This is a genomic window from Aureimonas sp. D3 (assembly GCF_001463805.1).
GTDB classification, from domain to species: Bacteria; Pseudomonadota; Alphaproteobacteria; order Rhizobiales; family Rhizobiaceae; genus Aureimonas; species Aureimonas ureilytica_A.
On the sequence record NZ_BBWM01000025.1, the window covers coordinates 22,568 to 49,383 of the forward strand.

The window sequence follows — 26,816 nt, forward strand, 5'->3', positions numbered from 1 at the left end:
TGTTCCTCCCGTTTTTCGTTCAGATCAGGCCGCGCACGAACTGCGCGGTCCGCCCCAGTGCCTCCCGAGCCTGGGGCAGTTCGTTCGTCATCTGCAGGAAGCCGTGAACGACCCCCGGCACGATCTCCAGCCGCTCCGGCCGGCCCAGCGCCCGCAGGCGGCGCTCCAGGTCCAGACTGTCTCCGAGCAGCGGATCGACCCCCGCCGCCATGAGATGGAGCGGCGGCAGCGCTTTAAGCGCGGCCTCCCCGGCGAGCGCGGGCGATGCCAGCGGATCGGCGCGCGCGGCCTCGTCCTTCACATAGAAGTCCCAGTAGCGCTGCATCTTGCCGCGCGTCAGGCCCGGCCCGTCCGCGAAGGTCCGGTAGGCTTCCGTCTCGAAATCGGCGGCATAGACGCCGTAGAAGAGGAGCGCGGCGTCGGCCTGTGTGCGGCCCGCCTCATGCACGAGCGCCGACAGGCAGAGCCCGGCCCCGGCGGAGTCCCCGGCCAGAACCAGCGGCCCCTTGCGCAGGCCGAGCGCGCGCGTCGCCTCGAACAATCCACGCCAGGTGGCGACCACATCCAGAAGCCCCGCCGGAAACGGATGCTCGGGCGCGAGGCGATAATCGGGCAGCATCACGGGCAGGCCGGTTTCGGCGGCGAGCACACGCGCGCAGCGCTCATGCGTTTCGGGGCTGCAAAAGGCGAAGCCGCCGCCATGCACGAACAGGATCGCGCCCTCGCGTGCGGCCGGCGGCACGAGAACCAGAAGCCGCGTGTGCGCCGAGCCGAGCGCCGGGTCAGCCGGCACGAAGGCTTCGGCACGCTCGGCCATCTCGGGCATATCGACGTTCCAGCGTCGGTTGCCCGCCTCCGCCAAGGCGCGCCCTTCTTCCGGCGGCAAGGTCGTCGGGTCGGGCTGCGGCCCGTCCTCGCGCGCCATGCGCTCCATCAGCGCCGCCATGTCGGGCGCGAGGTCGGTGGACAGGGCGCTCATTGCAGCTGCTCCGGGAAGACGTTCGGCCCGAAATCGACGATCGTCGCGATGTGGTGGAAAAGCGCGGACGAGGCGGCTTCGAGATCGCGCGCCTCGATCGCGGCGACGATGGGCTCGTGCCGGCGCGCCGTCTGCGAAAGGTCGCGCGGCTCCAGGCTGCGCGAAATCTTGAAGCGGTGATTGTGAATGAGGCAGCGGCGCAGGATCGGGTCCAGCGCGTCGAGCCGCGCGTCCGCGAAGATGCGGGCGTGGAAATCGCGGTCGATGGCGGCCAGCTGCAACTCGTCGCCCTGCCCCGCCGCTTCCACCATGCCCGCCAGCATCTCCTTCAGATCGGAAACCAGCGTCCGGCTGGGATGGCGCAACACATGCACGATGCCGCGACACTCGATCGACTGGCGAATGCGGAACAGCTCCACCGCCTCTTCCGGTGTGCAGGGCGAGACCTGCGTGCCGCGATAGCCGTTGCGCTGCACCAGCCCTTCGTCCTGAAGCTGAAGCAGGGCCTCGCGCACCGTGCCCTGGCTGCATCCAAAACGCGTCGCGAGCTCCAGCTCGACCAGAAGTCGACCGGAGGGCAGCTCGCCCAGCATGATCTCCCGCTTGAGCGCGGTGAAGGCGAGCGCGGATTTGCTTGTCGCGGGGCGACGGGCCGAGCCGGACGGGCGCGCGTCCCTTTGTTCCACCTCTTCCACATCGACCTCCTTGCCTCAAACTATCAATATCATTATTGATAATTAGGGAAAGATCAAGCGGCCTGGGAGAGGCCGGGGAGGAAACGAATGTCCGCTATCGTGCTTGACGGGCTGCGCAAGGATTACGGCTCGGTCAACGTGATCCGCCGCGTCGATCTGTCGATCGCGAGCGGGGAGTTCGTGGTGCTGGTCGGCCCGTCCGGCTGCGGCAAGTCCACGCTTCTGCGCATGATCGCGGGCCTGGAGGAGATTTCGGGCGGGCAATTGCGGATCGGCGGGCGCGCGGTCGGCCATCTGCCCCCGGCCGAGCGCAATATCGCGATGGTGTTCCAGGATTACGCGCTCTACCCGCATATGAGCGTCGAGGAGAATATGGGCTTCGGCCTGAAGATGCGGGACGCGGACAAAGCCGGGATCGACGCCAAGGTGAAGGGCGCGGCCGGCATCCTGAAGATCGAGCCCTTTCTGGACCGACGCCCGGCGCAGCTTTCGGGCGGCCAGCGGCAGCGCGTCGCCATGGGCCGGGCCATCGTGCGCGAACCCGATGCCTTCCTGTTCGACGAGCCCCTCTCCAATCTCGACGCCGCGCTCCGTGTCGAGATGCGCCTCGAGATTGCGCGTCTGCACCGACGCATGAAGGCGACGACGGTTTACGTGACGCATGACCAGACCGAGGCGATGACGCTGGCCGACCGGATCGTGGTGATGAATGGCGGCCATATGGAACAGGTCGGGCCGCCGCTCGAACTCTACCACCGGCCGAAGACGCTCTTCGTCGCCCGCTTCATCGGCAGCCCGACCATGAACACGCTGGATTGCGGCGCGCCGAGTGCGGGGCCGGGCGCGCTGCGCCTGCGTCTTCCCCAGCGCGAAATCCAGTTGCCGCTTGCCCTCGCCTCCCCCGCGCCGGAGCGGCTGACGCTCGGCATCCGCCCGGAAGACCTCCGCCTGTCCTCGCTCGACGAGGCGTGGTTCACCGGCGAGCTGGCGATGGTGGAGCGTTTGGGTAGCCAGACCTTCGGCTATCTCGAAGCGGGCGGCGAACGCCCGATCACGGTCGAGTTCCCGCGCGACAGCTCGGTTCAGGTGGGCGAGCGCCTGTCGGTGGCGGGCGACCCGGCACGGGCTCACCTCTTCGACAGTGCGACGGGCCAAAGGGTCGAAGCGACAGCCATGGCCACCGTCTGACGAGCGCGCTGCGCTCGCCAGCGGAGCGCGAGTTGTCAGAGGCCAACTCGCAGGCCCCTGCATCGGCGGCAGCGCGGCCTGCAACCGATCTCAACGCCGCAAGCCGGCCGCAGGGGGGAACTGCGACCGGCTGACGAGAGCGGTTTTCAGGAGAGCGCGAGGCGGACGCGCCCTCTTTGTCAGCCCCCTGGAGCGAGGCGGAACTTTACTTGGTTGTGGTGGCAACCGTCGAAGACGTGGTTTCCTTCGTGTCGGCCGTCGTCGCCTTGGCCTGATGCGCGACCGGCACGGCGTTCACGTCCAGAACATCGAAACGGATGCGCTCTTCGGTCCCCTTCAGAAGGGCGTTCGCCTCATAGAACTTGCCGCCGTCGATCAGCTTGGCCGCCTCGCCGATGTCATGGGCTGTCTTGTCCAGCGGCAGCACCGCCATGGAGAAGCCGACATTCACATCGGCCAGCTTCAGCGTTTCCAGCGCGGCCTTGCGGTCGCCCTTCTGGACGCTTTCGTTGGCCTTCTTGATGGCTGCGGCCTTTTCAGGGGTCGCCACGAAATCCTCGCCCAAGACGAGCTGGCCGTCGATCGGCAACCAGGCGACCTCCTGCGTCACATCGTCGGTCGCGGTCTTGGCGGAGCCCTTGGTCTTTTCGGCGATCTGGTTCAGCTTGGCGTCGAGCTTGTTCTCGGCCTTCCAGAACACCGCATCGTCGGTCTTGGCCTTGTCGATGGCTTTCTCGGCCTTGGCGATCAGGGTCTTGGCGTCCTTCGGATCGGCATTGAAGATGGCCAGCCGCGCGTCATGCATATCCCGGAAGGCCTGCGCCCCGTCTGCCGACAGCTTGCCGACATCCTTGTCCGCCGTCTTTTCCGCCGCGACAACGGCGGCGGGCTCGGCCTTGGCGGCCTGGTCGGCGGCATAAGCGCCCCCAACGGCGGTGCTGGCCAGCAGAACGGCGGCAACAATCTGATACGCTTTCATCGTGCTTCTCCTATCGAATGACTTGAACCCGTGGTTACTCCGTTGCGACCAGCAATTCCGTGGTCATCGAGTTCGAGGGAATAACATCGGCGCAAAAACCGAGTTTCATTACCATTCCATTAAAGTTACTTTGCAGAAGTGACATTCCGATCATCTGAATTCTGGAAAACTATACTGTCGCGCAGCAACCAACTGTTGCGCGCCGCCCCATTCCTCGCTTCGATCTGGCCGGCAGCGCGACTGGCGGGGCGACGCGGCCCTGTTCTCGCGCTGTGTTGGAACGGCGAGGGGTTGCCCCTATTGCTTTGCCTCGCTTATTAAAGCGGATGACTTCAAACTCCGCTCTTGCCCGCCGAACCGTCCGTTCGGCATTCGCTTTGACTGGCTTCGTTCTCTTGATCAGCCTCTCCCCGGCCTACGCGCTGAGCGCGCGGGAGCTGGCTGAGATGAAACAGCTGACCCCCACCGACCGCATGATCCAGGTCTGCTTTCTGAAGCTCGAAGACCGCATCTCCCGCGAAACCGCCTATCGCAATGTCGACCGCGTCATGATGGACGCCTTCTCGCGCGGCGAGATCGACGGGCGTTCGCTGCGCGCCGACGGCGCAGCCTTCCGGGACAAAGGGCAGTGGTTCCGGCTTCGCTTCCGGTGCGCGGTGACGCCGGACCGCCTCCAGGTCGAAAACCTCCATTACGACGTCATCTCGAAGACACCGATCCCGCTGGGAGAGTGGGAGAAGCACAAGCTCTTCCCCTGAGCGCCCGGCTCGGAACCTCACGAACCCGTGACCATTAGCAAGGTATGATTTCGAACGGCGACATCCTTCTGCGGCTTCTCGCAGCCGCCGCGCTCGGCAGCCTGATCGGACTGGAGCGCGAGCGCCTGTTATGGTCGGCAGGCATCCGAACCCATATGCTGGTCTGCGTCGGCGCCTGCCTGATCATGATCGTCTCAGCCTATGGCTTCCAGAACGCCACCGCGATGGAGCATGTCACGCTCGATCCCTCGCGCATCGCCGCGCAGGTCGTCTCGGGCGTCGGCTTTCTGGGCGCGGGCGCGATCCTTCTGAAAGGGAATGTCGTTCGCGGCCTGACCACGGCGGCCAGCATCTGGGCCGTTGCGGCGCTGGGGCTCGCGGCGGGCGGCGGTCTTTATGTGGCGGCCTTCATGGCGACCGCCATCATTCTCATCATCCTTGCCGGCATCAAGCCGCTGGAGGACATGTACCGCACAAGGCTGCAAGCCTGCTTCGTGCATATCCGGGCCGATCGGGACGCCCTGTCGCTGCATGACATCAAGACATGTCTGCGCGTGCGCAACGGCCAGATCAAGCGCATCACCCAGACACTCGGGCCGGATGGCAAGGACGATCTCCTCCTGCATCTCGTGCGTGTCGCGCCGCAAGCCATTCGCGACCGCACGTCCGTTCTCGCCACGCGCCCCGGCGTGCGCTCGGCAAAGGTCGAGCGCGGCAAGGACCGGTTCGGCTTTCCGACATGGTCCAGAAAGGGCAAGCTGCGATAGGTCGCGCGTCGTCCCGGTCGGCCCACGCGCCCGTCTACGCCGCGACGCCCGGTGAAGGCTCCGTGCGGTGGATCAGCCCCATGATCGCCCCGCTCATCCTGGAATAGTCGCCGTCATTTGGCACCTCGCCGCGCAGACGATAGGCGTCCATCACCAGGATACGGTCGGCCAGCGCGATCATCTCGGGCATGTCGCTGGTGATGACGATCACGGCCGTGCCGGCATCGGCGAGTTCGCGCAGGAGATCGTGCAGATAGGCCTTGGTCTTGATGTCGATGCCGACCGAGGGCTCGTCCACGATCAGGATGCGAACGCCCGCCGCCAGCCATTTGGCGACGCTGATTTTCTGCTGGTTGCCGCCCGACAGATTGCCGACCGTCTGCGACAGGCTCGGCGTCTTCACCTCCAGCTTGGTGATGAACGGCTCGACGGCCTCGCGCACGCGCCCATCCGTCAGGAAGCCGAAGCGCCCCGCCAGCCGGCGCCAGATCGCGATGCCCGCATTGTCCAGAACCGAATGGGCGAGAACGAGGCCGTTGCCCTTGCGGTCCTCGCTGACATAGCCGATGCCGTGTTGGTGGATCGCTTCCGAGACATGCGAAATATGGACGGGCGCGCCGGCCACTTCCACCGTGCCGGCCGTAATGGCGGACTGGCCGATGATGCAATGGGCAAGTTCCGTGCGCCCCGCCCCGACCAGCCCGTAAAGCCCGACGATCTCGCCCGGCCGAACCTCCATGTCGATGTCGCGATGGCCGAGCGCTGTGGACACGCCCGAAAGGCGCAGGAGCGGAGCAGCCGTGCGGCGCTGGGTCGCTTCGGCGCGGCGCGGCGCTTCGCGCTCGGCGCGCCCGATCATCAGGCGCACGATGTCCTGCCGGCCCATGCCCTCCATGGAGCGGCTGGGGCAGGCGTTTTCGCCGTCGCGCAGCACGGTCACGCGGTCGCAGATCTCCTGCACCTCCTCCAGCTTGTGGCTGACGAAGACGAGGCTCGCGCCGCCCTCGCGCAGTTTCTTGAGGAACGAGAACAAGCGGTCGGTCTCGTTAGAGGTGAGCGAAGCCGTCGGCTCGTCCAGGAGCAGGACGCGCGAACGGGACGACAGGGCCTTGGCGATCTCCACCATCTGCATCTGCGCGACGCTGAGGCGGGAGACGGGCGTGCGCGGGTCGATGTCGAGGCCGAGCATCTCCAGCCAGCGCTCGGCCTGGGCGTTCAAGGCGGCATAGTCCACGGGCTTCACGAGAAAGCCCGCGATCTGTTCCAGATGGATGTTCTCGGCCACCGAGAAACGCCCGATCAGATTGCGCTCCTGATGCACGACGCCGATCCGGTTCGCGATCGCCTCGCGCGGATTGCCGAAGCTGACGGGTTGTCCGTCGAGCACGAGCGCGCCGCCATCGGGCCGGTGAACGCCGGTGATGATCTTGATCAGCGTCGATTTGCCCGCGCCGTTTTCACCGAGCAGCGCGTGGATCGAATGGGTCTCCAGCGAGAGGGAGACGCCCTTCAGCGCCTTGACGCCGGGAAAGGACTTCTCGACGCCGCGCGCCTCGAACACCGCGCTCATCGTGCGCCCCCTTTCAGAGCCCGCGCAAGGCGCGCTTCGCGCAGGCGATTGAGGCCGACCGCCGCGAGGATCATCGCGCCGAGCACGATCTGCACCAGGAACGGGTCGAAGTTGAAGAGAACCAGAAGCTGCGTGATGACGGCGACGATGGCCGTGCCGAAGAGCGTCGCCGCGACGCTGACATGCCCGCCCGAGAGAACCGCGCCGCCGATCACGGGCGCGGCGAAGGAGAGGATCAGCCAGTCGTCGCCGATCGTCGGCTGGCCGATCTGAAGCCGCGCGACGAGAAGGACGCCGGCGAGCGCCGCCAGAAAACCCGAGGCCGCATGGGCGACCGTCACGGTCAGCCCGACCGAGACACCCGACAGTTCGGCGGCGTGGCTGTTGCCGCCGACCGCCAGGATGAAGCGGCCGATCGGCAGGCGCGAAAGTGCGTACCAGAGGCCGAGCGCGGCGAGGATGGTCGGCACCATCAGCCAGGGCACCGGGCCGATCAGAAGCGCCTGACCGAAGCTCTTCACGCTGTCGGCCACGCCATAGAAGGGCTCGGCGCGCGTGATGCCGAGATTGATGCCCTTGAAGATGGACAGGCTCGCCAGCGTGATGACGAAGGCGGAAATGCCGGTCCAGTTGATGAAGAGCCCGTTGAGCAGCCCGCAGCCGAGGCCGAGCGCCAGCGCCGCCAGCGCGGCCAGCGGCGCGGGAACGCCGAACTGGTCCATCAGCCCGGCGAAGGTGATGGCGGCGAGCCCCCCGATCGCGCCGATCGACAGGTTCATCTGACCGATCGCAATGATGATCATCTGCGAAAAGGCGATCAGCGCGTTCACCGCGACGGCGAGAAGCAGAACCTGGATGTTGAGCGGCGACAGGAAGGACGGGGCCAGCGCGCCGGCGATACCCATGGTCGCAACGAGCACGGCGGCGGGGCCGAACCAGTCGGCGCGCAGGAGGCGCGAGGCCGCGGTTTGCGGTGAGGCAGCGGACAGGCTCATGCGAGATTCCTTCGCGCGAGGAAGGAGCGGCGGGACTTGTCGATCAGCACGGCAAAGAGAAGCAGAAGCCCCAGAAAGGACTGAATCCAGAATTCGCCGAGCTGGAGGAGAAGCAGGCCGCTGGTGAGAAGCGTGACGAGCAGCGCGCCGAGCGCCGTGCCGGTGACCGAGACCTTGCCGCCGTTGAGCAGCGTGCCGCCCAGAACCGGACCGAGAAAGGCCGGCAGGAGCCAATCCTGCCCGAGCTGGCCGGCCATGGAGGGGATCGCCGCGCCGTTGCGCGCGACCAGCATCAGGGCGGCGACGGCCGCCAACACGCCCGACAGGACATGGCAGAGAATGAACACGCGCCCGACCCGCACGCCCGACAGCTCGGCGGCTTCGGGCCGCGCGCCGGCGGCCAGCATCTCGCGCCCGAGCGCGGTGAAGCGATAGAGATAGACGAGCGCCAGCATGACCGCGAGCGTCACCAGAAGCAGCGGCGAGACCGAGCCCGCGATCTTGGCGCGGCCGAGGGCGAGGAAGTCTGGCGGCAATTGACGGAAGGACTCGGCGCGGGTGAGATAGATCATCGCGCCGAAGAAGATGCTCATCGTCGCCAGCGTGATGATGAAGGAATGCAGGCCCGTGCGCACCACGGTCCAGCCATTGACGAAGCCGAGCGCCGCGCCGGTGCCGAGCCCGACCAGAACCGCCAGCGGCCAGGGCAGGCCGAGACGCTCCACCGCGAAGCCGAAGCTCATGGCCGCGCAGACGCCGATCGCGCCGACCGCGAGATTCAGCCCGCCCGTCACGATCACGGCCATCATGGACAGGCCGATCACGATGCCGACCGCGGCCGTGCGCCCCAGGGTAAAGAGATTGAAGGGGGACAGGAAGCCGTTGGCGAAACTCGCGAACCCTAAGCCGAACAGGAGGATCAGGACGAGAAGGCCGAACTCGTTGGACAGAAGCAGGCCGGGGCCGGTTCGCGGTCTTCCGGGGCTCAAGGCCTTGGCGTCGTCGAGAGTCATCGCGTGGCTCCTGCGAAAAATTCGTTCGGTCGGCGGGTGGCCCCCGCGCCGATGGGAGGCGGGGCCGCGCCGGAAGGCGGGGGCGAAAGCGGCTGGGAGCTTTGGAGCGGGAGGGCGGCGGCGCGTTCACCAAGCCTCCGCCGCCTCTCGCGGCGAAGGCGAGATCATGCCTCGGCGGCAACAGCGCTTGGCATCGCCCGCTTCAGGCGGCGGGCCGGATCAGGTGCATTCGCCCCTCCCCCGCCCGCCGGAGCACTGGCCTCAGGGACAGGTCAGATAGGTGGTCGCGAAGTCCGCGAGCAGCGTCTTGGTCTTGTCGCGCATGGCGTCGACATAGGTGTCCACCTGATCGGCGGCGACGAAGATCGTGCCGGAATCGATGAACTTCGATGTCAGGGCGTTAGCCTTGAAGGGCGCGTCGGCCTTGACCGTGCAGCCGTTGCGCAGCTTGTCGAGCGCGAAGGCGCCGATATAGCCCTGGCCATAGGGATTCTGGAGCATGGTGCCCGACACGAACCCGTCCTTGATCGCCTTCAGCACCACCTCATCATGGTCGATGCCGACCATCTTGATGCGCTTGTCGCCGATCTTGCGCAGCGCGTTGGAGGCGACCACGGCGGGCACCCAGGCGGTGGTCACGATGCCGTCCACCTCGCTCGCGTGCGCCGCGAGATAGGCGTTGATCTTCTCTTCGGCGGGCTCGGGCGCGTCGATATCGGCGATGACCTGAACCACCGTCGCGCCGCCCTCCTTGGCCGCCTTTTCCACCGCGTCGATGCGCAGCTGGGTGTTGGGGTCGACCAGGAAGCCGGTGAAATGGGCGATGCGCTTGCCCGGACCCAGAACCTTCAGAAGCTCCTTGGTGCCGAGATAGGCCGAATTGCCGGTGTCGGTGCCCAAGCAGAAGGCGGCTTCCGACGGGTCCTTCAGGCAGCCCGCGCCAGTCACGACGGGCGCGCCGTTGCCGACCAGTTCGGAAACCGTCGAGGCCGTGCCGACGCTGTCGCCGGGGAAGATCAGGAAGCCGTTATAGCCCTGGCTCAACATGCTTTCGAGCAGCTGGTTCTGCTGGCTCAGCTCCCATTTCTGGGGAACCTTGTAGTCCGCGCCGGCCAGACCGAAATCCTTCGCCGCGTCCTTGGCCGCCTGATCCCAGGCCGAAAAATACGGATGAGGGCCGCCCGGCACCAGCCCGATGCGGCTATCGTCGGCGGCCAAAGCGGCCGAGCCGCAGCCCAGAAGGAAAGCCGCTCCCATGAGACAGCGATTGAAATGGCGCATGATCGATCTCCCTGACGTCTCTTGGTCGCTGCCCCGTTCCACTCCGGCCTCCCAGAGCCCACCGAACCGGCTTGCATCTCACTCTGCAATCCTAGTATCCTTGTATCCAAGCTGCAACGGGATTTTCTCATGACGCGCTCGACAGCCGGCCAACAGGTCGCCGAACGGCCCTCGGGCGCGCCGCAGGATGGCGGCCTGGGCCAGCTCGCGCTGGTGCTCGACCGACGCGGCTCGGTGGCCGATCAGGTGCATGCCGCGCTGCGCAAGGCGATTCTCGACGTGTCGCTGACGCCCGGCGCGGCGATCAGCGAGAACTCGATCTGCCGCCAGTTCGAGGTGTCGCGCACGCCGGTTCGCGCGGCGATCCAGCGCCTGTCCGAAGAAGGGCTGGTGGATGTCTTCCCCCAGCAGGGCAGCTTCGTGTCGCGCATCAAGATCGGCGGCATCCACGACAGCCATTTCGTGCGCCGCACGCTGGAAATCGCGCTGGTGCGCGAGGCCGCAGCGCGCTGGACGCCGGAGGCCGGGGCGCGCCTTGGCGCCATCCTGCGCGCACAGGAAGACAGTATCGCGGCGGGCGACGTGGACGGGTTCCACCGCGAGGACGAACGCTTCCATCAGCTGATCGCCGTCGAGGCCGGGCGCGAGGGTGTCTGGCCGCATATTCTGGCGACCAAGGCGCAGCTCACCCGCTTCATCCGCTTTTCCGGCAATTCGGAGCGCCTGCCCGTCGTGGTGGAGGAGCATCGGCGCATCGGAGAAGCACTCGGCGCGCGAGATGCCGACGCGGCGGAGGCGGCGCTCACCGCCCATCTCGATAAGATTTTCATCCTGTTCGAACACATGCCCGACGAGGAACGTCGGCATTTCGAACCTTGACCTCATCCAACCAGGAAGGGCGCGAGCCTATGGAACTCAACGGCAAGGTGGCGGTGGTCACGGGCGCGTGTGGCGGCATCGGGCGCTCGATCGTTCAGGCGCTGGCTGCCTCGGGCGTGCGGCTGGCGCTGGTGGACCGCGAGGCCGCGAGCCTTGCCGCCTTGTGCGCCGAGCTTCCCGTCGAGGCCGAGGGCTTCGCCATGGACCTCGCCGACCCGGAGGCCGTTCAGGCGGGCGCATCGTCCATTCTCCAGCGCTTCGGCACGGTGGACATTCTCGTCAACAATGCGGGCATTCTTTCGCCCGACAAGCTGGACGCGGTGACGCTCCAGCACTGGCATGCGCTGATGGCGGTCAATCTCGACGCGGCGCTGCTTCTCTCCCAAGCCTTCGTGCCGGGCATGAAGGCGAAAAGCTGGGGCCGGCTCGTCAATATCTCGTCCTATGCCTGGAAGTCCGGCGGCCTCACCGCCGGCACGGCCTATTCGGTGTCGAAGACGGCGCTGGTCGGGCTCACCTTCTCGCTCGCGCGCGAACTCGCGGGTTCGGGCATCACGGCCAATGCCGTCGCGCCCGCCTATGTCGTCTCGCCCATGATCCTCGACCAGCTGACGCCCGAGGCGCTGGAGCGCCAGCGCAAGGCCATCCCGGTCGGCCGTCTCTGCCAGCCCGAGGAAGTGGCCCATGCCGTCTCCTTCCTCGTTTCGCCACTCGCCGGCTTCATCACCGGCGAGGTGATCGACATGAACGGCGGCATGGAATTCGGCTGAGCCCGCTCGCTCGCCCTCCCTCCTCTTCATCCTGCCGAGATCGCCATGACCGACCGCCCCCGCCTGTCCGACGCAACGCTGCCGCTTCTGCCGCCCGGCATCGGGCGCGTCGCCTATGAGAGGGGCGCAGCGCGGGCCGGCATCGTGCATCTCGGCCTCGGCGCCTTTCATCGCGGGCATCAGGCCGTTTTTGCCGACGATGCTCTGGCGCGGGGCGAGATGGGCTGGGGCGTGGTCGCCGCCTCGCTGCGCTCGCCCGAAACGCGCGACGCGCTGGCGCCCCAGGGCGGGCTCTACACCTTTGCTCTCAGGGACGGGGCCAAGGTCGAGGCGCGCGTCATCGGCTCGCTCCTGCGCATCCTCGTCGCGCCCGAAGACCCGGAGGCGCTCGTCGCCGCGCTGGCCGACCCGGATGTGAAGATCGTGACGCTGACCGTGACCGAGAAGGGTTATGGCATCGACCGCGCGACCGGCGGGCTGGACCGGGCGGAAGCAGGCATCGCGGCCGATCTTCGCCCCGGCGCCATACCCTCCACGGTGCTGGGCTTTCTCGCGGCGGGGCTCGACCGGCGTCGGCTGGCCGGCGCGCCGCCCCTCACCCTCATTTCCTGCGACAACCTGCCGAAGAATGGCGAGATGCTGCACCGCGTTCTCCGCGAATTCGCCGCCGAGAAGGACGAAGCGCTGGGGCACTATGTCGAGCGCGAGATCGCCTGCCCCTCCTCCATGGTGGACCGGATCGTGCCCGCGACGACAGATGCCGACCGCGAGGTGATCGGCGCGCTGACCGGGCTTGATGACGCCTGGCCGGTTCTGGCCGAGCCGGCCTTCGACTGGATCATCGAGGATCGCTTCGTCGGGGACCGCCCGCCTTTCGAGGCAAGCGGCGTGCGCTTCGTGAGCGATGTCGAGCCCTACGAGCATATGAAGCTGCGGCTTCTGAACGGCGCGCACACCGCGATTGCCGCGATCGGGAGGCTGGCCGGTTTGGAGACCGTGCCCGAGACCGTCCGGCATCCGGCCGTCCAAGCGTTTCTGGCGCGCTTCTGGGCCGAGGCCGAGCCGACGCTTTCGATCGACCCCACCATGGCGCGCGCCTATCGCGAGGCGTTGCTGCCGCGCTTTTCCAACCCGGCGCTGCCGCATCGCACCGCGCAGATCGCGACCGACGCTTCGCTGAAAGTGCCCCAGCGCCTCGTTGCGCCGCTGCGCGAGCGGCTGGCGCGGGGCGAAAGCGTCGAAGCGCTGACCTGCGCCATCGCCGCCTGGGTCCGATCGTGCGGCGGCGTCAACGACGCGGGCACCTCCTATCCGGTCAGCGATCCCGCGCTGATGGCCTGGGCTGGCCGCCCGAAACAGCCACTCGCGCCCGCTGAGGAAGCCTCGGCCTTTCTCGGCTTCGAAGCCGTGTTCGGCCGTGATCTCATGCAGAACGACAGCTTCGCCGCCGCGCTTCGAGAGGCGGTGTCCGACATCGCGGAGATGGGCGTCCTCGCCACGCTGGAACGCCGCTTTGGCTGCGTGTAGCCGTGAGGCGGTCACTGCCGTCAAACGACATCGCCCCCTCGAAACGAGAGGGCAACGCGGCGGGTCAGCCCGATGCTTCGCCGGTTAGGCGTAGTAGTCGGGCGCGTGCTTGAAGGTCGGCCAGGCGTCCGGGTCGTGCCCCGTCACAACCGTCGCGCCGGTCCGCTCGGCCAGCGTGCGCATCTTCTGGACCGAGCGCACCGTGTCCACGGTGGAGGCGAGGAAGCCTGGCAGCGCCTTTTCGTCCCAATGGTCGAGCGTATAGGCGGCGTCGATGGTGAGCAGCATGGGCTTCGACTGCGGCAGGCGCACGAGGAAGGACTGATGACCCGGCGCATGGCCCGGCGTGAAGACCGTGGTCAGCGTGCCGTCGCCATAGATGTCGTAATAATCGTCCGCCTCACCGTTCAGGAACTGCCATTTCAGGCCGGGCTTGTCGAAATCCTTGCGGATATAGCCGCCCGCCGCGAACCAGTCCGGCGTGAAGGCATATTCGTATTCCGAGCGCTGGACGATATGCGTGGCGTTGGGGAAGCGCCCGATCGCGCCGGTGTGGTCGAGATGGAGATGCGACTGCACGACATAGCGCACGTCGGCGGGGTCGAAGCCCAGCGCCTTGACCTGATCGACGCAGCCCTGGTCCTTGTCCAGGACCGGCCAATAGACATCGCAGATGCCGCCCCAATGGCCGCGCGGGTCGCTCGCCACCTCGATGGCGTTGCCGCCGTCGATGATCGTATGCCCCTTGGGATGGGTGATCAGGAAGAAGGGAACGGGGATCTCGTAATCCGCGCCATTGCCCTGGTTCATCTTGATGTTGTGGACCTTGCACTTCAGCGTTCCCGACTGAAGCATGTAGAGCCGGATGTCCGTCATTCATTTCCTCCCTGGAGACCATGTATGGGTGTTGGAGAAAGGCGTCAAAACGCCTCGGTGTAGAGCGCGAGCGCGTCGGCTTGCGTGACCTCGACCGGATTGTTCACGAGAAGCCGCGTCTGCTTCATGGCGTCGGACGCCAGAAGCGGCAGGCTGTCTTGCGTGACGCCGACATCGCGCAGGCGACGCGGCGCGCCGCTCTCGTCCATCAGGCTCTGCATGGCGGCAACGAAAGCGTCGGAGCGCGCGGAGGCATCGCCCGCGCCCGGCACGCCGAGAACATCGGCCAGCTCGGCATAAAGTGGCGCTGCGGCTGCCGCGTTGAAGCGCAGCACCGGCCCCAGCATCAGCGCGTTCGAAAGCCCGTGCGGGATATGGTAATGGCCGCCCAACGGATAGGCGAGCGCGTGGACCGCCGCGACCGGCGAGTTGGCGAAGGCCTGCCCCGCCAGCATCGCGCCGAGCAGCATCGCCTCGCGCGCCGCGCGGTTGGAGCCGTCGCGGCAGGCGGCCACGAGATTGGCGCCGAGCAAGCGCAGCGCCTCCCGCGCGAGCGCGTCGGAGAGCGGGTTCTTCTTGTGCCGGCTCGTATAGGCCTCGATCGCATGGACCATGGCGTCGATGCCGGTGGCAGCCGTGTGGATCGCTGGCAGGCCGACCGTCAGCTCGCCGTCGAGCAGCACGTAATCGGCATAGAGCTGGGGCGAGACGACGCCCATCTTTGTTGTCTCGCCGGTGGTTAGGATGGAGATATTGGTGACCTCCGATCCCGTGCCCGCCGTGGTCGGCACCAAGGCGAGGGGCAGGCGCGAGCCCTTCACGTTGCCGATACCGTAAAGCTCCGAGAGAGGCTGCTCGGACACCTCAAGAACGGCCACGAGCTTGGCCACGTCCAGCGAGGAGCCGCCTCCGAGCCCCACCACGATGTCGCAAGCCGCCGCCTTGGCCTTTGCCACGGCGTCCAGCAGAACGGCTTCCGGCGGATCGGCCACCACGGCGTCGAAGATCGTGACGGTGAAGCCGGCGGCTTGAAGATCGGCCGCGATCGGAGCGATCAGCTCGGCCTTCACCAGCCCCGCATCGGTGACGAGAAACGCGCGCCGCGCCGCGAAGCGGTCGCCCAGGCGCTGGCCGAGATGCTGCGCGCCCGACCATTCGACTTGGATAGCCGGCACGGTGCGAAATTCGAAACTGTTGATGGTCATCAAGGCCTCCCAACCGATGGGTTCAGCGCGGCCACGACCGTCCGCTCGGCCGGCGGCAGCGCTTCGAAACGGATGTTGGTGCGGCGCGTCTCAGCGCAGCGCCGAGCACCAGTATTTCACCTCGAGATATTCCTCGATGCCGTGATGCGAGCCTTCGCGCCCGAGGCCGGACTGCTTGACGCCGCCGAAGGGCGCGACCTCGTTGGAGATCAAGCCTGTGTTGTGGCCGACCATGCCGTATTCCAGCGCTTCGGCGACGCGCCATGCGCGCTTGGCATTCTCGGTGTAGAAGTAGGAGGCAAGGCCGAACTCGGTGTCGTTGGCGAGCGCGATCACCTCCTCCTCGGTTTCGAAGCGGAAGAGCGGCGCGACCGGGCCGAAGGTTTCCTCGCGCGCGACACGCATCTCCGATGTCGCGCCCACGAGCACGGTCGGCTCGAAGAAGAGCCCGCCCAACGGATGGCGTTTGCCGCCGGTGACAAGGCGCGCCCCTTTGGCCAGCGCGTCGGCCAAATGGCTCTCGACCTTTTCTACCGCCGCTTCGTCGATCAAGGGGCCGATCAGGACGCCCGGCTCGGTGCCGCGACCGACGGGAAGCGCGGCCACGCGGGCGGCGAGCTTCTCGGCAAAGACGTCGAACACGCCGGCCTGCACGTAGAGCCGGTTGGCGCAGACGCAGGTCTGGCCGGCATTGCGGTATTTGGAGGCGATCGCGCCTTCCACGGCGGCGTCGAGATCGGCATCGTCGAAGACGATGAAAGGCGCGTTGCCGCCCAGTTCCAGCGACAGGCGCTTGATGGTTGGCGCGCACTCGGCCATCAGGATGCGCCCGACCTCGGTCGAGCCCGTGAAGGAGAGCTTGCGCACCGTGTCGCTGCCCGTCAGCACGCCGCCGACCGTGCGCGACTCGCCCGTGAGGATCTGCAGAACGCCGGCCGGGATGCCCGCTTCCTCGGCCAGAACGCCGAGCGCCAGCGCGGTCAGCGGCGTCTGCTCGGCGGGCTTCACGATCATGACGCAGCCCGCCGCGAGCGCGGGGGCGGCCTTGCGGGTGATCATGGCGGCGGGGAAGTTCCAGGGCGTGATGGCCGCGCAAACGCCGACCGGCTGTTTCAGCACCATCAGCCGCTTGTCGGCCTGCGGCGCGGGAATGACCTCGCCATAGACGCGCTTGGCCTCCTCGGCGAACCATTCGATGAAGGACGCGGCGTAGAGAACCTCTCCCCTGGCTTCCGCCAGCGGCTTGCCCTGTTCGGCCGTCATCAGCGCTGCGAGATCGTCGGCATTCGCCACGATCAGTTCGAACCAACGGCGCAGGATCCTGGCGCGCTCCTGCGCGGCGAGCCCGCCCCAGGACTTGAAAGCCCTGCCCGCCGCCTCGACCGCCTGGCTGACCTCCGCCGCGCTCAGCGAGGGAACGCGCGCAATCAGCGACCCATCGGCGGGATCGTGCACCTCGATCGTGGCACCGCTCGAAGCGCTCGACCAAGCGCCGTCGATGAGGCAAGCGTCTCGCAAGAGATGCGGAGATCGAAGCTGAACCAAGGGAACCTCCGGCTGACTCGACACTCAAGTTCGGCTAATGGAACAAAGCTCCACTCTGTGAACCGATACTGTTTGCCATGAAAGGAATTGTCAAGCCGGGGTCGCGCGCTTTGACGCAGGCCGGCAACCTGGCAACCGCTGGCGCTTCGACGCCCAGCCGAGGTGCAGGGCCTCCCCGGAAAGCGCGTCGAAGCCGCTCGCGGCGACCGATATTGCGTGGGAACTGGGCTTCATCAAAAGCTCTGCCTATAGGCCGACTGCGACCACGCCCTCAGTTCGAGCTGGCGACGCGGCTGCGGACCGGCGGTCTCGTCCCGGCCCTTGGCAGATGCGCTGGGCGAGCGGTTTCCTCGGCCGGACCGAGATCAGCGGTGGGATACCAAAGCCAACTCGCGGGCGAGACCGATCTCCTCAGGCAGCGCGGCTTTGCGATGACGATGGCCGCGGCGCGAGGGCATGATCTGCTTGGGCGCGTCGATCCGGGACCATTCCGGCCGCGCCATCGCCGGCATCGCCGTAAGTCTCATCCCCGGCGAGGCGAACGCGCCGACTCTGGGGAAGCTCGGAGCCGACATTCGCGCGGCCGCTCAGACCCTGGCGCGCCGTCTGGGGAATTGAAAGCGCACGTTCGCGGACGGATGGCCGGCCGGAGACCTTGGCGTCCGGGCGCGATGCCCTCCGCCTGAATGCCGTGCCGGATATACCGACGTATAGTCGGATTGACCCAATGCCCGCTCGGCCGAGGCCTGGCGCGGTGCTAGGAGTTCGGCAGCTGCAACGCGCTTGTCCGGCAGGTGTGCCGAGGAAGGAAGTCGCCCGCACAGGGCTTCCATGCTCCGGCAGACCGGGCTCGCGCGGTGCGGGCTCTTCATGCGCGGACGCTCTCGCCGCCCCGGCCTGAGCGCTCGCGACCAATCGACCGCTCGAACCGCCCATTCCTGACGTGACACGCCCCCGGCCGCTGGCTGGCGGGGTCGCCGGCGTTTGGGCGCGAGGGGTCCAAAGGAGGTGGGATCATGGCTTTCTTTCTCGCGCCCTCCCGCGCCGGCGGGGCGACGGGCATCGTGTCGTCGCTGGGCAAGGCCAGCATCTGGGCGGATACCGCCGCGCTCGTGCTGCTGGCCGGTGTGGCGGTGATGGTGGTGCATGGCGCGGAGGAAGCGCGCCAGCCGCTCGACCTGTTGCAGCAGCTGCCGATCACGCTCGATCCCGCCCGCCTGCCCGATTATGCGCTGCGCACGACGCTGCGCATGTTCGCAGCCCTCGCCGCCTCGCTCCTCTTCACCTTCACGGTCGCGACGCTGGCCGCCAAGAGCCGCAAGGCGGAACTGATCATCGTTCCAGCCCTCGACATTCTCCAATCGGTGCCGGTGCTGGGCTTTCTCACCTTCACGGTGACCTTCTTCATGGGCCTGTTTCCCGGTCAGCAGCTCGGGGCCGAATGCGCCTCGATCTTCGCGATCTTCACGGGCCAAGCCTGGAACATGGCGTTCAGCTTCTACCAATCGCTGCGCACCGTGCCGGCCGATCTCGACGAGGTGTCGCGCCAGTTCGGCTTCTCGGCCTGGCGGCGCTTCATCCGGCTGGACCTGCCCTTCGCCATGCCCGGTCTCGTCTGGAACATGATGATGTCCATGTCGGGCGGCTGGTTCTTCGTGGTGGCGTCCGAGGCCATCACCGTCGGCGACAAGACCGTGACGCTGCCGGGCATCGGCTCCTGGCTGGCGGTCGCGATCGAGCGCAAGGATTTTGGCGCGGTGGCGCTGGCCGTGGGCGCGATGGCGGTGGTGATCCTTCTCTACGACCAGCTCCTGTTCCGGCCGATCGTCGCCTGGGCCGACAAGTTCCGCTTCGAGCAGACGGCCTCGCAGACCCGGCCCAAAAGCTGGGCCTATGATCTCGTGCGGCGCACGCGCCTCGTGAAGAAGCTCGCCTTTGTTCTCGCCGCGCCCTTCCGCTTGGTCGAAACTCTCCGCCTGCCGTCCCTGCCCCACCCCCGCCTTCCCGCGATCGGGCGCACCACGGCCGGGGCGATCAACCGGGCCTGGGTCGGGCTGGTGCTCCTGGGCTGCGCCTGGGGGCTGTGGCAACTCGCGTCCTTCATCACCGACAGCCTGACGATGGGCGATATCAAAGAAGCCTTTCTCTTGGGCCTTGCCACGCTCGCCCGTGTCGCGGTGCTCACGGTTATCGCCAGCGTCATCTGGGTGCCGGTCGGCGTCTGGGTCGGCTTGCGCCCGCAATGGGCCGAGCGGGTGCAGCCGGCGGCGCAGTTTCTCGCGGCCTTCCCTGCCAATGTCCTGTTTCCCTTCGCCGTGGTCGCGATCTCGACGCTGCATCTCGACCCCAACATCTGGCTGTCGGTCCTGATGGTGCTGGGCACGCAATGGTACATTCTCTTCAACGTCATCGCCGGGGCGACCGCGATCCCGACCGACCTGAAGGAAGCCAGCGGCATTTTCGGCATCAGGGGCTGGCAATGGTGGCGCCAGCTCGCACTGCCGGCGATCTTTCCCTATTTCGTCACCGGCGCGCTCACGGCGTCGGGCGGCTCCTGGAACGCCAGCATCGTGGCCGAGACAGTTTCGTGGGGCGACACCAAACTCGAGGCGGCGGGCCTCGGCTCCTATATCGCCAATGCCACGGCGGCCGGCGACTATCCGCGCGTCGCGCTCGGCATCGCCATGATGAGCCTCTTCGTCATCCTCTTCAACCGCACCGTCTGGCGGCCGATGTACCGCTATGCCGAGCGGCACCTTCGCCTCAACTGATCTCCAAGCGGGAGTGCGCGCCATGAACGCGATCCAGACCCAGCCCCTCGTCGAAGTGCGCGGTGTGCGCCATGCCTATGGCAAGGCGAACGGAGCGGAAACCCTCGTCCTCGACGACGTGAACCTCACTCTTTACGACAACGAGATCGTCGGCCTGCTCGGCCGCTCGGGCTCGGGCAAGTCCACGCTCCTGCGCTCCATCGCCGGGCTGATCCAGCCGAATGTGGGCAGCGTCACCTTTCCCAAGGCCAATGGCCCGACCAGCGTCGGCATGGTGTTCCAGAGCTTCGCGCTCTTTCCCTGGCTCACGGTTCTCGAAAATGTCGAGGCGGGGCTGGAAGCCAAGCGCGTGCCACGCGAGGAGCGGCGCAAGCGGGCGCTCGCCGCCATCGACCTGATCGGCCTCGACGGGTTCGAAAGCGCCTATCCCAAGGAGCTTTCGGGCGGAATGCGCCAGCGCGTCGGCCTTGCCCGCGCCCTCGTGGTCGATCCGGCGATCCTCCTGATGGACGAGCCTTTCTCGGCGCTCGACGTGCTGACCGCCGAAACGCTGCGGACCGATCTCCTCGACCTCTGGTGCGAAGGGCGCATGCCGATCCAGTCGATCCTGATCGTCACGCACAATATCGAGGAAGCGGTGCTGATGTGCGACCGCATCTGCGTCTTCTCCTCCAATCCCGGCCGCGTCATCGCCGAGATCAAGGTGGACCTGCCGCAGCCGCGCAACCGGCAGGACCCGAGCTTCCGCGCTATGGTCGAGGACATCTATGTGCGCATGACCACCCGCCACGAGGCCGACCATCACAAGGAAGGGCTCTTCCCCGGCACAGGCATCGGCATGGCGCTGCCGCGCGTCTCCACCAACTCGCTCGCCGGGTTGATGGAGGCCATCGCCGCCCCGCCCTATCACGGAGAGGCCGATCTACCCCGGCTCGCGGCCGAGCTGCAATACGAGGCGGACGATCTGTTCCCGATCGCCGAAGTGCTGCAGCTCCTGCGCTTTGCCGAACTCGGCAATGGCGACATCAGGCTGCTGGTCGCCGGGCGGCGCTATGTCGAGGCGGAGGTGGACCAGCGCAAGCAGATCTTCGCCCAGCATCTCCTGAGCTACGTGCCGCTGGCGGCCCATGTGCGCCGGGTGCTGGACGACCGCCCGACCCACCACGCCCCCGCCCGCCGCTTCCGCGACGAGTTGGAAGACACGATGACGGAAGAGGACGCCGCGCAGACGCTGAAGTCGATCATCCAGTGGGGCCGCTATGCCGAGACCTTCGCCTATGACGAAGGCGCGGACCTCTTCAGCCTGGACAATCCCAGCTGAAGGGAAGCGTCAACGGGCCTGACACGCGCCTGTGATGAAGCTCTGCCATGAGCTTCATCCCGCCTTCCCCTTCTTCGGGACCGACACCCATGTTCGACCATCTGCCGGAAACGGCGCTCAATCTCTTCGCGGCTCTGGTGCTCGGATGCGCGATCGGCTTCGAGCGGCAATGGCACCAGCGCATGGCGGGCCTGCGCACCAACACGCTGGTGGCGATCGGCGCCGCGATCTTCGTCACCTTCGCCGCGCTCTTTCCGGGCGAATCCAGCCCGACGCGCATGGCCGCGCAGGTCGTCTCAGGGATAGGCTTTCTGGGCGCGGGCATCATCTTCAAGGAAGGGCTGAACGTGCGCGGCCTCAACACGGCCGCCACGCTCTGGTGCTCGGCGGGCGTCGGCACGCTGTGCGGCGCGGGCTTCTATCCGCATGCCGCCGTCTGCACGCTCTTCGTCATTTGCGTGAACCTGCTCCTGCGCCCTCTGGTGCGCGCCATCGAACTGCGCCTGCCGCTCGCGCCCGATCTGAAGAGTCTCTACACGATCTCGATCGTCTGCCATGGCGAGCGGGAGGCCGATGTGCGCGGCCTGCTGCTGCGCGATGTGGGAACCCATCTCCACATTCAGGAAATCGAAAGCACCGATATCGAAGACTCCAACCGGGTGGAGGTCAACGCGATCATGCGCGCCGACCAGCGGCAGGACCGCCTGGTGGAGCAGATGATCGGGCGGCTGAGCCTGGAGCCGCTCGTCACCTCCGCGCGCTGGCGGTTCGAGCGCGTCTGAGGTTCGAAAGCTGGCATGAAGGCAGGCGCAATGCAGACGGGTGCGGAGGAGACGAGACGCGAGGCGGCCAGACGGCCGCGCTGGCGTCTGGCCGCGCTGGCTCTTCTCACGGCCCTCATCTTCATCGCCGACACGGCCACGCATTTCGAGATCGCCGTCGCGGTGTTCTATACGGCGGTGATCCTACTGGCGGTGGATGCGCTGTCGGTGCGGGGCGTCGTGGCGCTCGCCTGGTTCTGCGCCTTTCTGACGGTGCTGAGCCTGTTTCTGACACGCGCCGGGGCCTTCGACTCGGGGCTCGCCAACTGCGTGATCAGCGTTCTCGCCATCGCCGTCACCACCTATCTCTCGCTGAAACTCGTCGCCGCCAAGGCCGCCGTCTTCGCCGCGCAGGCCAAGCTCGGGCAGATGGCGCGCCTGACGCAGCTCGGCGAACTCACCGCCTCCATCGCGCACGAGGTCAACCAGCCGCTCGCCGTCATCACCACCAGCGCTCAGGCCGCGCGCCGCTGGCTGGACCGCGAGCCGCCCGAGCCCGAGCGCGCCCGCGCGGCGCTCGATCGCGTCATCGACGCGGCCAGCCGGGCGAGCGACGTCATCCTGCGCGTGCGCGGCCTCGCCAAGGGCGAGAAGCCACACAAGACGCGCCTCGACCTCAACGCCATGCTCCTGACGGCGCTCGATCTCGCGCAAGCCGAGATCGAGCGCAACGGCATTGCGGTGACGCTCGATCTCACTGACGCGCTGCCGCCCATCCTGGCGGACGAGGTGCAGATGCAGCAGGTCGCGGCCAATCTGCTTCTCAACGCCATCGAGGCGATGAGCGCGGTGCCCCCCACCAGGCGCGAACTCGCCATCGCCTCCTTCCGCGAGGATTCGGGGCATCTGGGCTTTTCCATCACCGACACGGGCGTCGGCCTCGGGGCGAACGCGCTCGAACATCTGTTCGATTCCTTCTGGACCTCCAAGGAAGGGGGCATGGGCATCGGCCTCACCATCAGCCGCTCGATCGTGGAAGCGCATGGCGGGCGCATCTGGGTGACCTCCGAGCCGCGACCGGGCGCCGTGTTCCGCTGCACCTTGCCCCTGCCCGAAAAGGACCACGCATGACCCCGCCCCCGCAGGCGCCCCTCGTCTTCATCGTGGACGACGATCCGAGCGTGCGCGAGGCGGTGGCCGATCTCCTGGCCTCGGTCGATCTCGAAGCGCGCTCTTTCGGCTCGGTGGCGCAGTTCCTCGCCGCCGAGCAGCCGAGCATCCCGAGCTGCCTCGTCTTGGATATCCGAATGCCCGGCCAAAGCGGCCTCGAATTCCAGAAGGATATGGGCGCGAAGGGCCTGCGGATGCCCGTCATCTTCATCACCGGCCATGGCGACATCGAAATGTCGGTGCGCGCCATGAAGAACGGGGCGATCGAATTCCTCACCAAGCCCTTCCGCGACCAGGACTTGATCGACGCGATCCAGGAGGGGCTGAAGCGGGATCGGGCGCGGCTCGAAGCCGACGGCGCGCTCGCGGATCTCCATCGCAACTGGCAGTCGCTGTCGCCGGGCGAGCGTCAGGTCATGGTGATGGTCGGTCGCGGTCTTCTCAACAAGCAGATCGCCGGCGAACTCGGCCTCAGCGAGATCACCGTCAAGGTTCGGCGCGGACATGCCATGCGCAAGATGCAGGCGAAATCCCTGGCCGATCTCATTCGAATGCTCGATCGCCTCGGCAGCGCCGCGACGGACGCGTAGACGGTTGGGGGCTGACGTCCTGTTCCGAGCCCTCGCAAGGGAGGGCCGGGAACGGCTTTCATCCGGTGCTGCCTGAAGGGCGTGGAAGCGGCCGCGAGGAGAGCGCGGTTCACGGCCCGAACACCCGGTTGGCGAGCAGGCATGACACCAGCCGCCATCCTCCGTGCGCCCCACCGCCGCCCGAAGGCGATCAGCTACAGCCCATCGCCTCAGCCGTCGTTCGGGAAGCGGCCCCGCGCCTGATCGAGGGCGGCGAGGCCCCGAACGCCTTCGCGGTTGCCGGTGCGCGCGACGGCCGAGAAGACCTGCCGCGCATCGGCCCAGCGGCGCAGTTCCAGATAGGCATAGCCGCGCAGAACCATGAGGTCGAGCCGCTCGGAGGCGATGCGAGCACGCTCGTCCAGCGCCTGCAAGGTCTCCACCGGGCGCTTGGCCTCGAAGGCGCTGGTGGCGCGGGCCGAGAGGATGGCGGTGTCCAGCTCGATGCGGCGCGCGGCAGGCTGAAGCGAGCGTGTGGCCGCGATGGCGGCGCGGTCTCCGACGCCGAGGCGCAGATAGGCCAGACTCTCGCCATAGGACGCGTCCTGGCGCGTGCGCCCCTCGCCCCGCCGCGCCGCGCTCTCGAACGCTCCGGCTGCTTCCCGCGGGCGGTTGAGGTCGAGCAGGCACCAGCCGCGCGCCATCGCGGCCTCCGGCGAAAGCGTCGACGGATCGATCTCCGCGCCGCCGCATCCCCTTGAGGATGCGGACTTTGATGCCACGCGCCGGGCGGACGGGGCGCTGGCGGCGGGCGCGGATCGGGCGGATGGCGCGACGTAGGCGCGGCGTGTCGCAGGCGGCGTCTGGCCTTGCGCCATGGCGCTGCTGCCCGGCTGCGGCGAAGTGGAGGACATCCCCTGCGAGCCGGCACCGGCTCCCATCACTGCCGCGGCCGGCACGCCCGCATAGGCGGAGACGAACGAACCGGCTCCCGCTTCGCCGGACATCTCAGCCGCAGGTCCCGCACGCATCGAAGCTCCGGGATGTGAGCCCGCCATCTGCGTGGCACCGCTTATGGAGGAACTCGGCTGCGCGGTGGCGAAACCGGCGGCGGGGGCATTCGCCCCGGCTGGACCGACCATCGCTCCGCCCGGCTGCGCGGAGGTGCCGGATGGCGCGCCCGCATAAGACGCCCCCGCGCCCGCCATCCCGGCCATGGCCTGCGCCGACGCGCCCGGCTGCGCGGCGGCATAGGCCGTGGGGGGAACGGTGCCGCCGTCGCGCGCGGCCTGAGCGGCCGCGACCTCCGCCTGATCGGGGCGGCCGATCGCGGCGATGCGCGGCGAGCGGGGGCCGAAGGCGCGCTGGAGGCTGGCGAGACCCAGCTGATCGCCGAGGCGCTGGCGCACCAGCGCCAGACCATAGGCGGACGGCTCGTCGCCGCGCCGGAAGTCGAGCGCGGCGGCGAACCATTGGCCGGCGGTCACAAACTGGTTCAGCCCATAGGCATACCAGCCGAGCTGCTGGGCGCTCCCGCCATCGCGCGCCTGCCCGACGGCGGCGGTGATGCGCGCGAGCACATCGGGCTGAATGATTTGGCCCCCGCTCGCCGCCAGAAGATTGGCGGCGGCCGCAAGATACACGGCCCGCGCCCCGTCCGACGCCGTGCGCCATCGCGCTTTCGGCCTGGGCGAAGCGGCCGAGCGGAATGAGGGACAGGGCATAGCCTTGCGAGATCGTGGCGCTGTCGTCCCTGGCGCGGGCTCGCTCGAAATTCGGCAAGGCCCCTGCCGCATCGCCCCGGCGCAGCGCATACCAGCCCAGAAGTTCGGCATCGGACGCCCGGCCTTCGGGCGCATCGACCAACTTGCGGATCAACGCGAGATCGGCGTCGGAGACCTGCACCGACGCATCGTCCGCCGCCTTGGCGAGGCTCGCGCGGGCGAGATCGGCGCGCAGCGCGGCGAACTCGCCGACCCCGTCCGGCCCGCTGCGCTCGGCCGCCAAGAGCGGTTCGAGATCGGCGCGGGCCAGCCGCTGGCTCGCCATCTGGATCGTGGCGAGACGCTCGCCGGCATTGTCGCAATGGGTGAGGACGTAGAGATAGGCGTCCTTCGCGCGCTCGGGGCGCTTGGTTTCGGCAAAGGCGCGCGCCACGCGCCAGAGGCTGTCCACCTCCGAGCAGGTCAGGAGGCTCGGGGTCGAGGCCGCGATGCGGATGACACTTTCATATTGCTGGAGGTTCGAGGCGTTGACGAGTTGCAGGCGCGCTTCCGCCACCGCGACCCGCTCCAGAAGATCGGCGGGTGGCTGCCAGCCGGGCTGGCTCTCAGTCCGCGCCGCGATGGCCTCGCGCACCTCGCCCAGGCGTCCCTGCGCATAGAGTTGCCAGATGCGGTCCAGCTCGGGGTCGCCGGCCGGGGCGGCGGCCGGCAGATCGAACGGATTCTCGGGCGGCTGCCAGTTGGGATACAGGCTTTTGAGCCGCGCGATTTCCGCTTCCAGACGCCTCGTATCGCCCTGCTGCGCGAAATAGCGCAGCGCCGTCAGATCGACCTGCGGCGGCGCGGCGGCTGGCTCACTGGGGGCGGGTTGAGACGATGCGGGCGGTGGCGACGCGGCCTGCGCCGGAACCAGAGCCTGCGCCGGGTTCGATGTCTGCGCCTGCGCGACGAGCGCGCCGCTCGGCTCGGCTGCCATGGCGGTGCTCGGCGCGGTAGGCGGCGACAGGTCGTAGCCCTCGCGCCAGCCATGCATGGCGACGGACAGGCCGGCAATCGCGGAGAACGCGGCGAGGGTCTTCAGCGCAGACATTCGGGATGCCTCTCGTTGAGCATGTCGAGGGCGAGAAGGTGCAGGGTCGAAGGATAGTAGAGCGTCGGTGCGAAGCCGCGCAGATTCTCCGGCACGGGCGCTCCGTCCAGCACGCAGGCGACAGCGGCCGGAATGATGCGATAGCCGGGGTCGCTGAGCGTTTCCTTGGTCGCGCCACTGGCGAGATCCACGATCCGCAGGTTGCCATTCGCGTCTGTCATTCCCGCCGTGAGCTTGCGCAGGAGATCGGGATCCCCCCTCCTGCCCGCAGGAGATAGAGCGGCAGGCGCAGCGCGTTGTAGCCGAACTCGGCCGGGAAGCCGGCGGCGGGCTTGGGCCGCTGGGCCAGCGAGAGCCATTCGGGCGGCAGGGCGGCGTAGGTG

The 26,816-nt window shown here is 67.7% G+C and carries 25 protein-coding genes; 12 read left to right on the forward strand and 13 right to left on the reverse strand.

Annotated elements, in window-relative coordinates:
* Nucleotides 1-19: 19 nt before the first annotated feature.
* Together AUL36_RS06620 and AUL36_RS06625 are read right to left on the reverse strand one after the other, a co-directional pair.
* Nucleotides 20-979 (reverse strand): alpha/beta hydrolase, encoded by a 960-nt coding sequence (locus tag AUL36_RS06620; RefSeq protein ID WP_082655660.1) that lies wholly within the window; start codon nt 977-979, stop codon nt 20-22.
* Nucleotides 976-1,674 (reverse strand): GntR family transcriptional regulator, encoded by a 699-nt coding sequence (locus AUL36_RS06625; protein WP_082655662.1) that lies wholly within the window; start codon nt 1,672-1,674, stop codon nt 976-978. Before AUL36_RS06625 ends, AUL36_RS06620 begins: the two co-directional genes overlap by 4 nt.
* 87 nt (nt 1,675-1,761) lie before the next feature.
* Between AUL36_RS06625 and AUL36_RS06630 the strand changes: the two genes are divergently transcribed.
* On the forward strand, nt 1,762-2,862 hold the full coding sequence (locus AUL36_RS06630; protein ID WP_062219153.1) for an ABC transporter ATP-binding protein: 1,101 nt from the start codon (nt 1,762-1,764) through the stop codon (nt 2,860-2,862).
* A gap of 205 nt (nt 2,863-3,067) precedes the next feature.
* Here AUL36_RS06630 and AUL36_RS06635 read toward each other — a convergent pair whose 3' ends face one another.
* The gene (locus tag AUL36_RS06635) at nt 3,068-3,841 is read right to left on the reverse strand and encodes a YfdX family protein (protein ID WP_062219155.1); all 774 of its coding nucleotides are present in this window, start codon (nt 3,839-3,841) and stop codon (nt 3,068-3,070) included.
* Nucleotides 3,842-4,287: 446 nt separating this feature from the next.
* Between AUL36_RS06635 and AUL36_RS06640 the strand changes: the two genes are divergently transcribed.
* Together AUL36_RS06640 and AUL36_RS06645 are read left to right on the forward strand one after the other, a co-directional pair.
* A complete protein-coding gene (locus AUL36_RS06640; protein ID WP_192843797.1) occupies nt 4,288-4,599 on the forward strand; it encodes a DUF930 domain-containing protein in 312 nt (103 codons plus the stop codon).
* Between the two features lie 44 nt (nt 4,600-4,643).
* Nucleotides 4,644-5,366, forward strand: a complete 723-nt coding sequence (locus tag AUL36_RS06645) for an MgtC/SapB family protein (protein ID WP_062219157.1) — start codon at nt 4,644-4,646, stop codon at nt 5,364-5,366.
* 34 nt (nt 5,367-5,400) lie between these two features.
* On the opposite strand, the gene AUL36_RS06650 is transcribed toward AUL36_RS06645, so the two are convergent.
* From AUL36_RS06650 to AUL36_RS06665, 4 genes are all read right to left on the reverse strand, one after another.
* Nucleotides 5,401-6,936, reverse strand: a complete 1,536-nt coding sequence (locus tag AUL36_RS06650; RefSeq protein ID WP_062219159.1) for a sugar ABC transporter ATP-binding protein — start codon at nt 6,934-6,936, stop codon at nt 5,401-5,403.
* Entirely contained in the window at nt 6,933-7,931 is a 999-nt protein-coding gene (locus AUL36_RS06655; protein WP_058598690.1) for an ABC transporter permease, read from the reverse strand. Before AUL36_RS06655 ends, AUL36_RS06650 begins: the two co-directional genes overlap by 4 nt.
* Nucleotides 7,928-8,944 (reverse strand): ABC transporter permease, encoded by a 1,017-nt coding sequence (locus AUL36_RS06660; protein ID WP_058598689.1) that lies wholly within the window; start codon nt 8,942-8,944, stop codon nt 7,928-7,930. The genes AUL36_RS06655 and AUL36_RS06660 overlap by 4 nt, the downstream gene beginning before the upstream one ends.
* Nucleotides 8,945-9,205: 261 nt before the next feature.
* A complete protein-coding gene (locus AUL36_RS06665) occupies nt 9,206-10,225 on the reverse strand; it encodes a sugar ABC transporter substrate-binding protein (protein ID WP_062219161.1) in 1,020 nt (339 codons plus the stop codon).
* Between the two features lie 129 nt (nt 10,226-10,354).
* Between AUL36_RS06665 and AUL36_RS06670 the strand changes: the two genes are divergently transcribed.
* Genes AUL36_RS06670 through AUL36_RS06680 form a run of 3 tightly spaced genes read left to right on the forward strand, consistent with a single transcriptional unit; the run spans nt 10,355 to nt 13,401 of the window.
* Entirely contained in the window at nt 10,355-11,104 is a 750-nt protein-coding gene (locus AUL36_RS06670) for a GntR family transcriptional regulator (protein ID WP_062219163.1), read from the forward strand.
* Nucleotides 11,101-11,874, forward strand: coding sequence for an SDR family NAD(P)-dependent oxidoreductase (locus tag AUL36_RS06675; protein ID WP_244497058.1), 774 nt, complete (start codon nt 11,101-11,103; stop codon nt 11,872-11,874). Before AUL36_RS06670 ends, AUL36_RS06675 begins: the two co-directional genes overlap by 4 nt.
* A 45-nt stretch (nt 11,875-11,919) precedes the next feature.
* On the forward strand, nt 11,920-13,401 hold the full coding sequence (locus AUL36_RS06680) for a mannitol dehydrogenase family protein (RefSeq protein WP_062219167.1): 1,482 nt from the start codon (nt 11,920-11,922) through the stop codon (nt 13,399-13,401).
* 84 nt (nt 13,402-13,485) lie between these two features.
* Here AUL36_RS06680 and attM read toward each other — a convergent pair whose 3' ends face one another.
* The 3 genes from attM to AUL36_RS06695 all read right to left on the reverse strand — a co-directional run bounded on the left by attM (nt 13,486) and on the right by AUL36_RS06695 (nt 17,027).
* Nucleotides 13,486-14,277, reverse strand: a complete 792-nt coding sequence (attM, locus tag AUL36_RS06685) for an AttM family quorum-quenching N-acyl homoserine lactonase (protein WP_062219169.1) — start codon at nt 14,275-14,277, stop codon at nt 13,486-13,488.
* 44 nt (nt 14,278-14,321) lie between these two features.
* The gene (locus AUL36_RS06690) at nt 14,322-15,482 is read right to left on the reverse strand and encodes an iron-containing alcohol dehydrogenase (RefSeq protein WP_062219171.1); all 1,161 of its coding nucleotides are present in this window, start codon (nt 15,480-15,482) and stop codon (nt 14,322-14,324) included.
* A gap of 90 nt (nt 15,483-15,572) precedes the next feature.
* Complete coding sequence (locus AUL36_RS06695) at nt 15,573-17,027, reverse strand: NAD-dependent succinate-semialdehyde dehydrogenase (RefSeq protein ID WP_062219173.1); 1,455 nt, start codon at nt 17,025-17,027, stop codon at nt 15,573-15,575.
* 465 nt (nt 17,028-17,492) lie between these two features.
* Here AUL36_RS06695 and AUL36_RS23680 point away from each other — a divergent pair, with 465 nt between their 5' ends.
* From AUL36_RS23680 to AUL36_RS06720, 6 genes are all read left to right on the forward strand, one after another.
* Nucleotides 17,493-17,645, forward strand: coding sequence for a hypothetical protein (locus AUL36_RS23680; RefSeq protein ID WP_192843798.1), 153 nt, complete (start codon nt 17,493-17,495; stop codon nt 17,643-17,645).
* A gap of 398 nt (nt 17,646-18,043) precedes the next feature.
* On the forward strand, nt 18,044-19,798 hold the full coding sequence (locus tag AUL36_RS06700; RefSeq protein WP_082655666.1) for an ABC transporter permease: 1,755 nt from the start codon (nt 18,044-18,046) through the stop codon (nt 19,796-19,798).
* A 22-nt stretch (nt 19,799-19,820) separates the two neighbouring features.
* Nucleotides 19,821-21,119, forward strand: a complete 1,299-nt coding sequence (locus AUL36_RS06705; RefSeq protein ID WP_062219196.1) for an ABC transporter ATP-binding protein — start codon at nt 19,821-19,823, stop codon at nt 21,117-21,119.
* 89 nt (nt 21,120-21,208) lie between these two features.
* Nucleotides 21,209-21,901, forward strand: a complete 693-nt coding sequence (locus tag AUL36_RS06710) for an MgtC/SapB family protein (RefSeq protein ID WP_058598679.1) — start codon at nt 21,209-21,211, stop codon at nt 21,899-21,901.
* 15 nt (nt 21,902-21,916) lie between these two features.
* Entirely contained in the window at nt 21,917-23,011 is a 1,095-nt protein-coding gene (locus tag AUL36_RS06715) for a sensor histidine kinase (protein WP_244497059.1), read from the forward strand.
* A complete protein-coding gene (locus AUL36_RS06720) occupies nt 23,008-23,640 on the forward strand; it encodes a response regulator transcription factor (protein WP_062219175.1) in 633 nt (210 codons plus the stop codon). Before AUL36_RS06715 ends, AUL36_RS06720 begins: the two co-directional genes overlap by 4 nt.
* Nucleotides 23,641-23,849: 209 nt before the next feature.
* On the opposite strand, the gene AUL36_RS23685 is transcribed toward AUL36_RS06720, so the two are convergent.
* The 3 genes from AUL36_RS23685 to AUL36_RS23695 are packed head-to-tail and all read right to left on the reverse strand — an operon-like array spanning nt 23,850 to nt 26,654.
* Complete coding sequence (locus tag AUL36_RS23685; protein ID WP_156418291.1) at nt 23,850-24,650, reverse strand: hypothetical protein; 801 nt, start codon at nt 24,648-24,650, stop codon at nt 23,850-23,852.
* Nucleotides 24,628-26,433 (reverse strand): hypothetical protein, encoded by a 1,806-nt coding sequence (locus AUL36_RS23690; protein WP_156418292.1) that lies wholly within the window; start codon nt 26,431-26,433, stop codon nt 24,628-24,630. Before AUL36_RS23690 ends, AUL36_RS23685 begins: the two co-directional genes overlap by 23 nt.
* Nucleotides 26,421-26,654 (reverse strand): hypothetical protein, encoded by a 234-nt coding sequence (locus AUL36_RS23695; RefSeq protein WP_156418293.1) that lies wholly within the window; start codon nt 26,652-26,654, stop codon nt 26,421-26,423. The genes AUL36_RS23690 and AUL36_RS23695 overlap by 13 nt, the downstream gene beginning before the upstream one ends.
* Nucleotides 26,655-26,816: the final 162 nt, after the last annotated feature.